The organism is Synergistaceae bacterium (assembly GCA_031272035.1).
In the GTDB taxonomy this organism is placed as follows: Bacteria; Synergistota; Synergistia; order Synergistales; family Aminobacteriaceae; genus JAISSA01.
On the sequence record JAISUO010000008.1, the window covers coordinates 1 to 11,168 of the forward strand.

The 11,168-nt window shown below is 54.4% G+C and carries 13 protein-coding genes; 7 read left to right on the plus strand and 6 right to left on the minus strand.

Going from position 1 to position 11,168, the window contains the following annotated elements; genetic code table 11:
• Positions 1-285: hypothetical protein (locus tag LBR61_00750; GenBank protein MDR1730598.1), on the minus strand; the 285-nt coding region annotated here is incomplete at its 3' end.
• 121 nt (positions 286-406) lie between these two features.
• On the opposite strand from LBR61_00750, the gene LBR61_00755 reads away from it, so the two are divergent.
• Complete coding sequence (locus LBR61_00755) at positions 407-640, plus strand: hypothetical protein (GenBank protein ID MDR1730599.1); 234 nt, start codon at positions 407-409, stop codon at positions 638-640.
• 337 nt (positions 641-977) lie between these two features.
• Entirely contained in the window at positions 978-1,286 is a 309-nt protein-coding gene (locus LBR61_00760; protein ID MDR1730600.1) for a type II toxin-antitoxin system HicB family antitoxin, read from the plus strand.
• 19 nt (positions 1,287-1,305) lie between these two features.
• Here LBR61_00760 and LBR61_00765 read toward each other — a convergent pair whose 3' ends face one another.
• Positions 1,306-1,704, minus strand: a complete 399-nt coding sequence (locus LBR61_00765; protein ID MDR1730601.1) for a hypothetical protein — start codon at positions 1,702-1,704, stop codon at positions 1,306-1,308.
• A gap of 200 nt (positions 1,705-1,904) precedes the next feature.
• Between LBR61_00765 and LBR61_00770 the strand changes: the two genes are divergently transcribed.
• On the plus strand, positions 1,905-2,576 hold the full coding sequence (locus LBR61_00770; GenBank protein ID MDR1730602.1) for a hypothetical protein: 672 nt from the start codon (positions 1,905-1,907) through the stop codon (positions 2,574-2,576).
• Between the two features lie 49 nt (positions 2,577-2,625).
• Here the strand turns inward: LBR61_00770 and LBR61_00775 are convergent, their stop codons facing one another.
• The 3 genes from LBR61_00775 to ybaK all read right to left on the minus strand — a co-directional run bounded on the left by LBR61_00775 (position 2,626) and on the right by ybaK (position 4,346).
• Positions 2,626-3,444 carry an amidohydrolase family protein gene (locus LBR61_00775; protein ID MDR1730603.1) on the minus strand — a complete coding sequence of 273 codons (819 nt, stop codon included), beginning with the start codon at positions 3,442-3,444 and terminating at the stop codon, positions 2,626-2,628.
• Between the two features lie 266 nt (positions 3,445-3,710).
• Positions 3,711-3,809 carry a thermonuclease family protein gene (locus LBR61_00780; protein ID MDR1730604.1) on the minus strand — a complete coding sequence of 33 codons (99 nt, stop codon included), beginning with the start codon at positions 3,807-3,809 and terminating at the stop codon, positions 3,711-3,713.
• A 3-nt stretch (positions 3,810-3,812) separates the two neighbouring features.
• Positions 3,813-4,346, minus strand: coding sequence for a Cys-tRNA(Pro) deacylase (ybaK, locus tag LBR61_00785; protein MDR1730605.1), 534 nt, complete (start codon positions 4,344-4,346; stop codon positions 3,813-3,815).
• A 278-nt stretch (positions 4,347-4,624) separates the two neighbouring features.
• Between ybaK and LBR61_00790 the strand changes: the two genes are divergently transcribed.
• On the plus strand, positions 4,625-5,170 hold the full coding sequence (locus tag LBR61_00790; protein ID MDR1730606.1) for a GNAT family N-acetyltransferase: 546 nt from the start codon (positions 4,625-4,627) through the stop codon (positions 5,168-5,170).
• On the opposite strand, the gene LBR61_00795 is transcribed toward LBR61_00790, so the two are convergent.
• Positions 5,112-7,250, minus strand: coding sequence for an ATP-dependent RecD-like DNA helicase (locus LBR61_00795; GenBank protein ID MDR1730607.1), 2,139 nt, complete (start codon positions 7,248-7,250; stop codon positions 5,112-5,114). The genes LBR61_00790 and LBR61_00795 overlap by 59 nt on opposite strands.
• Before the next feature lie 298 nt (positions 7,251-7,548).
• Between LBR61_00795 and LBR61_00800 the strand changes: the two genes are divergently transcribed.
• The 3 genes from LBR61_00800 (at position 7,549) to LBR61_00810 (ending at position 11,165) form a co-directional block, all read left to right on the plus strand.
• The gene (locus LBR61_00800) at positions 7,549-8,997 is read left to right on the plus strand and encodes an extracellular solute-binding protein (protein MDR1730608.1); all 1,449 of its coding nucleotides are present in this window, start codon (positions 7,549-7,551) and stop codon (positions 8,995-8,997) included.
• Positions 8,994-10,604 (plus strand): helix-turn-helix transcriptional regulator, encoded by a 1,611-nt coding sequence (locus LBR61_00805; protein MDR1730609.1) that lies wholly within the window; start codon positions 8,994-8,996, stop codon positions 10,602-10,604. The genes LBR61_00800 and LBR61_00805 overlap by 4 nt, the downstream gene beginning before the upstream one ends.
• 162 nt (positions 10,605-10,766) lie before the next feature.
• Positions 10,767-11,165, plus strand: a complete 399-nt coding sequence (locus LBR61_00810) for an HIRAN domain-containing protein (protein MDR1730610.1) — start codon at positions 10,767-10,769, stop codon at positions 11,163-11,165.
• Positions 11,166-11,168 lie beyond the last annotated feature (3 nt).

The window sequence follows — 11,168 nt, forward strand, 5'->3', positions numbered from 1 at the left end:
CCATGCGTTGTGCCTCTTCAGGTTGACTGCGCCCTTCTGGCCGGCGAATTGATAATGTGTTTCCTGGTTATTCCCCAGCCGATTGGTGGAGTTCTCCGGTCCGTATCGATACCCAAACCCCGGACCACCAGACAGAATCTGCCCGAATACTTCTCTCAGCCTCGGGTCAATCTGTATCTTCTCATCACCCAGTATCCGGCTCCACATATCGGACAGCCACATCTTAAACTGTTCCCATACCCGCTTCAACTCGTCTATGCTCCATGTCACTCGCTCCTGTTTCATGCGGACATTTTCCCTGACGAGTTACAGGAGGACATTATCACAGACGAATAACAGAAGGGGAGCTTTACCGTTGTTGTCCCGGGAATCCTGTGCTACATTCTCATTAGAGGAGGTGTTGACATTGGCGCTCAGGTTCTTTGAAAACGGTGAAGATGTTCCATTCGCGGTAGATTGCCCAGATGATGAGCCGTTAGCCCATTGGACCCCAGTCAAAGATGAAGAAGGCGAACGTGTATTTAAAATAATGTCTGATAAATCATTCAAAAGAGTTTCAGGCCCACGTGTCGAAGTTTGGCTCGAAAGAGCCCGTGCTATATCTGAAGCTGAAGCCATGAGGCTAGCGTCCATGGTTTGAAGTTCACCGTTAAAGCCGGCCTCGTAAATCTTTTTACTCAATTCCTTTGCACGATCTTTTAACCTTTTTGAGATGTTGTCTTTTCGTATAAATTCATATAGACCATGCCTTATCTTTCGCGTATTGCATCTCTTCATGTTGAATTTGCAGGTAATGTTTGCATACGTGGAAGGATTTTATAACACGTATCGGGTACAGAAAAGATTTGAGTATCTAAGCCCCCAAAATGGCTCAAATATCCAAGCAGATATAATAAACAACTGGTCGCTTAACTTTCTTGCCGAAATTTTGTTGACAATCCCTCAGGTGTAGCTTTAGAACAGATGGAGAGATAGAAATGAAATATATTTATACGGCTGTGTTCAGCGAGAATAACGATGGCTATGTTGTGGAATTTCCAGATCTCCCCGGCTGTCACACCTGCGGCGATACGCTTAATCAGGCTGTGAACATGGCGCGCGATGCGCTATGTCTGTGGCTTTACGATATGGAAGAACGGAAGACGGAAATTCCGCCGGCCAGTTATCCAAATGCGCTCTCGACCAGTGCCGACGATTTCCTTCTGGCCATCTCGGTGGATACCGACGAATACCGCCGGTACTTTGAAAACAAGCTGGTGAAAAAAACGCTCACTATCCCCTCATGACTCAATGATGGAAAATTTTTTACTTCATTTCTTCTTTTACGCGCTTAAAGACAATTTCCTTACCTCCGGGTTCTCCTTCTTCGGAAATCAGCGTCAAGGCAAGGCGGTCTCCCTGGACGGCGTATCCGAAGGAGATGGTCACGTCATTCTGTTCGAAGAATCTCACCCCGATCAGACGGAGAATTTCCCCGTCCGTCTGCCACTTTGCGGTTTCGGTTTTGGTCCTGTCGCCCAGACTGTCTTCCATAAAGACTTCCCCATCGGCCCTGAACGTGATTCTTATTTTTTCGACAGGGGTGTATTCCTCGTCCACTTCCTCCCACGTCCCAAGCAGATACACGTCCGCCGCGGCGGAGAACGCGGGCGCGAGAATCAGAAGAACCAAAAACGCCGACGTTGCCCTCAACAATTTCCCCATCAAAACCATCACCTCCTGTTTCAGCCTCAAAATCGCATCGCTGCGGGCATTCATGGCCGTCGGTTACGGAACCGGTCGACACTTATCGAACCTCAGCTGCCCTTCATTATATTCCTAATATTCCTCCGGTCAGTAAATTGGAGTTGTATTATAAAAGACATCGGAAGCCGCAATCTGCAAAGAAAAGAGAAAATAACGCGATGAGTTGGATTGATATTTCGATGATTATTTTACTTTGCGCCGCCGCGTATTCGCGCAAATATTGGCTGTTTTTGGCAACCCTGGCCTTGTGTTGTTTGCTCACCGGCTGGGGGCAGGTGCTCGTGTGCGTCGTTGTGGCGTTCATTGCAGCCTCCGTCATGCTGGCGCTCGTAATTGCACATTTCACGCCTCCCAGGTCTGTGTTGTCGGCGCTGCGGATTTGCAGTTCCGAAGGATGGAGAGGGAAAAAAGTGATCGCGGCGAGCAAATTGCGCGAAAGCGGCGAAGGGTTCCCCTTACGCCCCGGCAGGTGGCTGCGCGTCAAAATTGACGAGGGGGAACAACCCGCGCTGATGTTCGCGCTGGACGATTCACCGGTTTCGATTGGGGACGAACTGGAAATTCTGCACGAGATTTGGGAACAATATGATGAAATCACGGCAGATGAACCGAGCGAGAAAGATCGTGAAAACGCGGAAAGGGCGGGCGCGAAAATGATCGCCCGCTTTGGTTTGCCGAGCAAAATTCCTCCGATCTCCGTTCCGCCCGCTGAAGGCGAACTGGAAAAGGACGGTCTCCACAGGCGGCCCGCCCTGATTTTCACCTATTTGGAGGTAGCGAAGAAAACCGAAACGTACTACGACCTTCCACCACAACACGGTTTACGATAAACCGGACAGGGGAATCGGGAGGAAAAAGCAGCCTGATATCAGCGGGCCTTTATTTTACGCGTGGCGCGTAAACCCGGGCGGCGTTGTTGTAAAAGACGTTTTCCAGATGGCGCTCAGGTATAAGCATGGTGATAAAATCAATATAATTTCGCATATTTGCCAGCGGCCAGTCCGTGCCATACATGAACTTGTCGTAGTCGTCCACATAGGCAATCCATGTTTTCAGCTGCTGAATATACCCCGCCTGTTCCTGTGTGAACACGGGCATGTCCAGATATCCGACCAGAAGGCCGGAGAGGTCGGCGACCACGTTTTCGTTTTTCTCAAGAACGGCCGCCGCATCCATCAGCCAGGGATTGCCGAAGTGGCACATGACGAACTGCACCTGCGGATAGAGGACGGCGACATCGTCCAGCTGGAGCGGGTGACTGTACTTCTGAAACGCTCGCGGATGAGCGGTCGTGCCGGTATGCACGGCCACAGGTTTTTGATACGTGGCGGCCAATTCGTAGAACGGAAAATAAATGGGGTCGTTCAGATTCAGCGGGCAGTATCCGGCATAGATTTTCAGACCGACACAGCGCGGAGAACGCAAATTTTCTTCGGCAAGCGCGATGGATTCGGGCAACACGTCGGGCTCAAGATTCTCCTTATGCAAACCGGCGCAGTAGCTCAGAAACGCCGGATAGTCGTCGAAACTGCCGGGCCGCAACCCACGATTGCCCATGACGACGGCATGGACGATGTCCAGCTCGGCGAACACGCCGGCGAGGTGGGATGCTGTGTATTCGTGGCGGGAAGCCTGTGCCAATTCCGTGAAATGCGGGATCTCCGGCGCGAAGTGAATGTGGGTGTCGATTTTTTTCATAGCGTCCGTTCCGCGATCTTACTGAGTTTGTGTGTCGGTTTCTGTTTCATCGTGAAATCTCCCTGCGTTCCCCTTCAAAATTCATTTTCAGACCAATACTATATCAAAAGGTGAGGTCAGTTACGGTATAAACCTGTCTGCAAGAATTAATACCAATTTGCTTTCAATCGAGCGTTAATGAAGAAGCTAATGTTTGAATATCATTGCTTTTAGCTATTCTAACTTTAGGCCTTTTACTTCAAATTGGTATAAATCCATAAAAGCCGTTAAAAAAGCAATCTCGTGAAGTCCGAGGCTTCTGGTCCGTAAGGTTCAACGTCCTTTGTCGGGTGTTTCGTCTCAGGGATGTTCACGTCAATACGCATTTTTCATCTCTGCTTTTCTGAGGCCGCGACCAGCTCTTTCGACGCCTTCTCGGTGACCGCGGCGACTCGGGCGTCGGTCGCCCGTATCAGGTCGGCGGGAGCCAATTCTACCTGCGCGCCGATTTTTCCGGCGCTGACGATCATTCTCTCCAATTTCAGACAGGAAGCGTCCAAAACGGTCGGGTAGCGCTTCTTCATCCCGACAGGAGAACACCCGCCCCGGATATAGCCCGTCACGGCGTTGATGTCGGTCACGGGAAGCATATCGATGGATTTGACGCCGACGGCTTTTGCCGCCAGTTTTAAATCGATTTTTTCCGCCCCCGGAACGACGAAGACGTAATATTCTCCGTCAGTTCCCTGCAAAATCAGAGTTTTGTAGATCATTTCCACAGGCCGTCCGATCTTCAGGGCCACGGAAACCCCGTCGAATTTTCCGTCCGACCCATCGTAGCTGTGGGAACTGTAGGCGATCCCCAGTTTGTCCAAAATACGGCTCACATTCGTTTTGTTTTTATTCGTTTCCGATTTGCCCATAATTCATCGCGGCGGAATTCAGAACGAGATGCGTTCGGGCTCTTCAAAGCCCGTGATGTCGAGGGAGTTCATTGCCGAAACCTCCAGTGTCGTAATTTTAACTCCATTATAAATGATCGACGGTCGTGATAAAGTATGAGCGGCGCCGGAACGTACTGACCCTTTTAAGGAAGTGGAATTGCATGAAAATAATACTTGAAACCGAGCGTTTGACGCTGCGGGAAATGACGATGGACAACCTGCCGGCGACGTGAGAAATCGTCGGAGACGCTGAAACGATGGCCGCCTGGGACGGCGCATGGAGCGAGGAGGATAACCTTGCCGGACTTCAAAAACAATTAAATCACTACGCTGAACATGGTTTCGGACGGTGGGCGGTCGTGTTGAAAGAAACAAATGTTGTTATCGGAATTTGCGGTTTACAGTATTGCGAAACTGACAGAGAGAATGTTCCGGAGATAGGCTATCTGTTTAATCGGCGTTACTGGCGCAAAGGCTATGCCACCGAAGCCGCTGTCGCTGTTCGAGAGTACGCCTTTCGTGTTCCTGGATTCAGCGAGGTGTTTTCGCTTGTCCGAGACACGAATCTCGCTTCCATGAACGTGGCCATACGCAGCGGAATGACCGTGAGAGGCCGGTTTGTAAAGCATTATAAGGGTGCAGATATGCCGCATTACGTGTTTTCTGTAAGGAGAGACGGCAGGGGCGACCCCAATACAGGCGTGAAGTATGCCATTGTGGATGTGCCCGCAGACAGCATGAAATCTACCTGTCCGACCCCGCCGTCTTCAGCCGTTCCGCCAAAAACGTGTTTCTCTTCGTGACTGTGTTGTTGCGGACGGCACAGCCAATGGCTTTTTTTGTCCCGACCAGAACCAGAGCTTTCTTCGCGCGGGTGATCCCCGTGTACAGCAGATTGCGCTGGAGCATAATGAAATGCTGCATGGTGAAAGGCATGACCACGATGGGATATTCGCTGCCCTGCGCCTTGTGGATGGTGGTGGCGTAGGCAAGGACAAGCTCGTCCAGCTCCGACACGTCATAGCCAACGGGCGTTTCGTCGAAGAGAACCGTGAGCTCCCTTTCCTCCGGATCGACTTTTTCAATGGTTCCGATGTCGCCGTTGAACACGCCTTTCTCGTAGTTGTTCCGGATTTGCATGACCTTATCGCCTGTTCGGTATTCCGTGCCGCCGCGCCGAAGGCTTTCCCCGTCGGGGTTGAGCTTTTCCTGAAGCATGGCGTTCAGAGCGGCCGCGCCGGTCGCGCTGCGCTGCATGGGCGTGAGAACCTGGACGCCGAGGACGGGATCGACGCGAAAATAACGGGGCAGACGTCGGGCGCACAGGTCGCCGATCAGTTCCGGTATCTTCTCCGGCTCGCTTTCCTCAATGAAAAAGAAATCCGTGCGCTTCCCTTTGTTGAGCTGCGGAAATTCTCCACGATTGACCCTGTGCGCGTTCATCACGATGTCGGAGGCCTGAGCCTGACGGTAGATCGTCTGAAGACGCACCACAGGAATGACGCCGGAACCGATCATGTCCAGAAGCACGTTTCCGGCCCCCACAGAGGGAAGCTGGTCCGCGTCTCCGACGAAGACGACGGTCATACAGTCCGGCACGGCTTTGAGCAGATTGTACATCAGGATGACGTCGATCATGCTGGACTCGTCCACGATGAGCGCGTGGCCCTCAAGCGGATTGTCCGCGTTTCTTTCGTAACCGGACAGGGGGTTATAGCCGAGCATCCGGTGAATCGTCTTTGCTTCCCTGCCGGTGGTTTCGGAAAGGCGCTTCGCCGCCCGGCCTGTGGGAGCGCAGAGCAGAATTTCACCGCCCAGAGCGGCAAAAGCGGCGATAATACCCTTTGTGGTGGTGGTCTTGCCTGTGCCCGGTCCTCCGGTCAGGATCATGACTTTCGACTGAAGCGCCAGCCGGATGGCTTCTTTCTGAACCTCATCGTAGACGATGCCGTTTTTCCCTTTTGCTTCAATTTGCGGAATATCGGCCCGGAACAGGGGCAGAGTCGCCATGATGCTCGCGATCCTTTGACTGACGCCCCGTTCGCTGTGGTAAAAGGGCATGAGATATATTTTGTCCGGTTCCTCCAGTTGAACGTCTCCTTCCGTCAGCATGTTTTCGACGGCGGAGCCGAGCCGCGCCTCGTCCGCTTCCAGCATGACGGACGCTTTTTCCAGCAGATCGGCGCGGGGCAGAAAACAATGCCCATCGTTGGACGCTTCGCTCAGGGTATACATCAACCCGCTTCGGAGCCTTGGGTACCCTTCTTTATCGAACCCCATTTTCATCGCTATCGTATCGGCTGTTCTGAAGCCGATGCCCCAAATATCGTCGGCCAGCTTATAGGGATTGTCTCTGACCGTCCGGATGCTTTCGGCGCCGTATGTTTTGAATATTTTCACCGCGTGCGCAGTGCTGACCTGATGTTCCTGGAGGAAAAGCATGACGTTTTTGATTTCTTTCTGCTCGTCCCATGCCTTTTTGATGAACGCTATGCGCTTCTCTCCTATGCCCTCCACCTCGATGAGCCTGTCCGGGGCTTGTTCGATCAGGTCGAGCGTGTTCACGCCGAACTTCTCCACGATTCGCCTGGCGAACTTCGGCCCGATGCCCCTGACGAGCCCGCTGCCCAGGTATCGCTCAATACCCGCGACGGTCGCCGGAAGTTTTTCCTCCCATGAGGACGCAGCAAACTGAAGGCCGTATTTGGAATCGGTTTTCCACTCGCCGGAGACCAGAAGCACCGACCCGACGTTTACCGCCGCCATGCAGCCGACCACGGGCACAAGGTCGCTGTGGCCCTTCGCCCGCACTTTCAGGACGGTAAACCCGTTTTGCTCGTTGGTGTAGGTTATACGCTCGACTATGCAACGAAGCTGATCCATCGCGCCTCCAAAAATGACCTCCGGAAACCCGCGTTTCCGTTTCCTCAGATCGGTATATGGGCAGTATACTATAGGAAGTTGCGCCCGAAATAAGGTGATGGAACCGGTGACCCTGCGGGAAACCATTAACTTTTATCCAAAACTGTTGACCGTCCGTTCTGCATTTTTTCGTTTTTCGTTTTTGTGGTATAGTTTTTCCAATGCCAGATTTTGAATAATAAAAATTATCGCATGAACGGCCAGAACCATTGATTTTTCTAAATCTAAATCCTAAATCCAATACGGAGATCGGTGAAGCATGAAAAATCCCAACGCGGGGAAGCGAAGAAAAAAACGGCTGTGGATGTGCGGAGCTCTCTGCGCCGTTGCCGCGGTTTTGTCCCTGTGGCTGTGGCTTCGGGAAAAGCCCTCCGATCCCGTCGTCCTGACCATGTGGCACAACCCAGGCAGTCAGGCCCGGCACGCCCTCAGCGAAGTGGCCGAGGAGTTCAACCGCACCCTGGGCAGAGAAAAGGGAATCACCCTCCTGGTCACCTCCATCGGAACCTCCCGGGTGCTCCACGAGAAGCTGGAGCTCATCGCCAACCGGGACCCGGGCGCTCCGGAGCCCCCCGACATCGCCATCGCCTATCCGAAAACCGCCATTCTGCTCGCCCGGAAGAACAGGCTGGCCGACCTCGCCCCGCATTTCACCGGGAAGGAGCTTGCCGCCTACGTTCCCCGTTTTCTGGAGGAAGGACGGATTTTGAACGGCGGGCTTTACGTGTTCCCCGTCAACAAATCCACCGAGGGGCTCATTGTGAACCGGACCCTTTTCGACCCCTTCGCCGAGGCGACGGGCGCGCGGATTGAGGACCTGGCCACGACGGAGGGCCTTCTCCGGCTGGCGCGGGAGTACCACCGGTGGACGGACGACCGGACTCCGACGCCGGGCGACGGTCAGATGTTCTTCATGTTCGACAGCCTTTTCAACTTCGCTCAGACGGCCTTCCAGCAGCTGGGAGAGGATTTTTTCGCGCCCTCGAAAGACGGGAAAGTGATCGGAAAGATAAACGTGGACTCCCCGATTTTCAGGAAGGTCTGGGACGCCGCCTATGAGCCCGCCGTGAGAGGATGGGCCGCCATATACGAGGGGTATGGAACGGACCTCACCAAAACGGGGGACCTGGTCTGCTGGACGAGCTCCACCGCTGGCATCACGTTCCTTCCCACGTCCATGATCTACTCCGACAACACCTCCGTGCCCGTGACCTTCGACCTGCTGCCCTGCCCCGTGTTCGAGGGGGGCCGGAAAACGGCGATCCAGCGGGCGGGCGGATTCTGCCTTCTGAAATCCACGCCGGAGAGGGAAAAAGCCGCCGTCATATTCCTGAAATGGCTGACGGCGCCGGAGAATAATCTGAATTATCTGCGAGACACGGGGTATCTTCCCGTCACGGCCGAGGCCATACGGCGGGCCGTGGTCGAGCGGTCCGCGACCGCAGGGGCTGGAAACGCGGTTCCCCTCCGGGATCGCTTCCTGGACCTGATGGCGGTCATGGAGAGGGAATACGACTTCTTCATTCCGCCCCTTCTGGACGATTATGAGAGGCTGGAGCGGAAGTACGAGTCCCTTTTGAGGAAGAGCGCCCAGCAGTCGCGGGAAAAGTTTCTGGAACTCCGTGAGTCCATGGGGCCGGACGAAGCGTTCCGCGCCGCCTCGGAGGGCGCGTTCGCGAACTTCACGAAGGCGCTGACGGGAAATTGACCCTCCTGGGACGCGGCGGCGTCAGAAGCGTTCCGCCGGTCAGTCTGTCCACGCGGATATTCGTCTTCTCCGCGCTCCTGACGGTGACGATGCTCCTGATCGTCGCGGGTCTTTTGACCTTCATGGGCTTTTTTACCGTAAAAGTCAGAGAAAACAAAAAATCTATGGAGTCGGAGCTGGCAGGGATGGCCCGCGCCACGGAAAAACAGTACGGCGGCATCGCGGCTCAGGCCCTCCAGCTCTCCAGCTACCTGTCGGAGAATATTGAGCGCGCTCTGGCGGAAAAGGCGCTTCTGCCCACGCCCGACGGTCTGCGGCAGATGAGCCCCGGCGTTCTGGAGGACGTTCTGGACGCCCAGTACGACACGCTGTTCTTCTCTCTGGATCGGGCCAGGGCCAGCGGCGCGTTCGTGGTTCTGAACGCCACGGTCAGCCAGCGATCTCAGGAGCAAAAGAGATTCCGGGCCGGACTTTTCTTCAAAAACTGGGAGCCCGCCCTGAACAGCTCCTCGGCAATTCTTCTGCTGCGGGGAATCTCCCGGATCGGGATGAGGCACAAAATCGTTCTGGACGCCCAGTGGACGATGGAGTTCGACGTGGAGGACGCGCGATGGTTCAGACTGCCCCAGGAGGCGGCCTGGGAGGCCTCCGACTCCGCGCCCCGGCTTTATTACTGGCAGCCGGCGGGAAACCTGAAAGGCACAAATTACAGAGGGATGCTGTGCTCCGCCCCTCTGGTCGATTCGGGGGGAAACGTCTTCGGCGTGTGCGGCTTCGAGGTCAGCGACATGCTTTTCAAACTGTCCCACGTGCCCGACGGAAAGATATTCAACGATATTTTCTGCGTCCTCGCGCCGGTGGACACGAACTCCGACGTGGAGACTTTCGACCTTGGAAGCGCCCTGTTTTCGTGGCGTTATGGAGCGAATCGGGAGTCCGGTTCCGGTTACAAACTGAAGGTGAAGGGCCGGAAAAAGGGTTTTTCCGTCTACTCGCGGGACGACGGAGAGGTTTTTGTGGGGCTGCACGAGCCGGTCAGTCTGTACGCCAGCGGTTCCCCCTTCGGCGGTCAGTCTTACGCTCTGGCGTTTCTCATTCCCGAAGCGGACTTCGACGCCGCCGCCTCGGCGGACGAGGGAAAGCTCTGGTCTCTGTCGCTGCTCCTTCTCGGGGCGGGCGCGCTTTTCTCCTTCGTCCTGAGCCACTGGTGCGCCCGGCCGATTCTCAGGGGAATCAACGCCATTCGCGGAGCGGTGGAGTCGGGAGAACCGGGAAGGGAACCCGATTACGAAACAGTCAAAATTCCGGAAATCGACGACCTGATCGAGTTTCTGCGCTCCCGGAGCATGGCCGCCCCGGAGGAGCGAAGCCCCTCAGAGGACCCCGCGCCTCAGAGCGAGACGGAGCCTGATGGAACAGAACCCCTGACGGCGACGGAGCAGGAGGTGCTGGCGCTTTATCGGGAAGGGCGTACCGCAAAGGAAATCGCCGACGCGCTGGGAGTGAGCGTCAACACCATCAAGACCCACAACCGGCACATTTTCATGAAGCTGAACGTCTCCTCCAGGCGGGAACTCCTCGCCCGCGTGGGAGAGAGGAAAAAATAACATCACGTACGACATTGAGGCTCAGAGAGGCGAAATCCCCGCGGTCGTTACCGGTATTAAGCGTCTTTTTTCAGTACGCGGTTACGCGATTCGCTATAGGTTATACTAAAGCTGGGCTGATTAGCCAAACCCAAAAGGTTAAAGCGTTGTTGAGGTGAGAAAATGGGCGAACTGGTTAAAACCGACGGAAACGGCCTTGTCCATCTGCTTCACGACAAAGGCGGAAACGTTGTTATTCCAAAACCTTTTGAGCGGGATATCTTCCTGTTCGACACTCACGTGGCCGGTACAAGTCACGTAGAGGGCATTAAGGAACTGGAGCCTTATTTGAACGTGGACGACAAACTCGACTTTTTTCGGGAGCCGGATAATCCGCACGACAAAAGGGCGATTGTTGTCAAAAACGCGGATGGCGTGAAAATTGGCTATGTTCCGAAGGCCGATAATGTGATTTTCTCGCGGCTGATGGATGCGGGCAAATTACTTTTCGGAAGGATAACCTCCAGAAAAATGCAGGGTAAATGGCTGAAAATCGACATCAGGGTGTTCTTACACGAGTAAAGA

Excerpts from the sequence above, each read along its gene's own strand:
- LBR61_00760 (MDR1730600.1), top strand. The coding sequence starts at position 978 with ATGAAATATATTTATACGGCTGTGTTCAGCGAGAATAACGATGGCTAT.
- LBR61_00765 (MDR1730601.1), bottom strand. The coding sequence starts at position 1,704 with ATGGGGAAATTGTTGAGGGCAACGTCGGCGTTTTTGGTTCTTCTGATT.
- LBR61_00770 (MDR1730602.1), top strand. The coding sequence starts at position 1,905 with ATGAGTTGGATTGATATTTCGATGATTATTTTACTTTGCGCCGCCGCG.
- LBR61_00775 (MDR1730603.1), bottom strand. The coding sequence starts at position 3,444 with ATGAAAAAAATCGACACCCACATTCACTTCGCGCCGGAGATCCCGCAT.
- LBR61_00780 (MDR1730604.1), bottom strand. The coding sequence starts at position 3,809 with ATGCGTATTGACGTGAACATCCCTGAGACGAAACACCCGACAAAGGAC.
- ybaK (MDR1730605.1), bottom strand. The coding sequence starts at position 4,346 with ATGGGCAAATCGGAAACGAATAAAAACAAAACGAATGTGAGCCGTATT.
- LBR61_00790 (MDR1730606.1), top strand. The coding sequence starts at position 4,625 with ATGGCCGCCTGGGACGGCGCATGGAGCGAGGAGGATAACCTTGCCGGA.
- LBR61_00795 (MDR1730607.1), bottom strand. The coding sequence starts at position 7,250 with ATGGATCAGCTTCGTTGCATAGTCGAGCGTATAACCTACACCAACGAG.
- LBR61_00800 (MDR1730608.1), top strand. The coding sequence starts at position 7,549 with ATGAAAAATCCCAACGCGGGGAAGCGAAGAAAAAAACGGCTGTGGATG.
- LBR61_00810 (MDR1730610.1), top strand. The coding sequence starts at position 10,767 with ATGGGCGAACTGGTTAAAACCGACGGAAACGGCCTTGTCCATCTGCTT.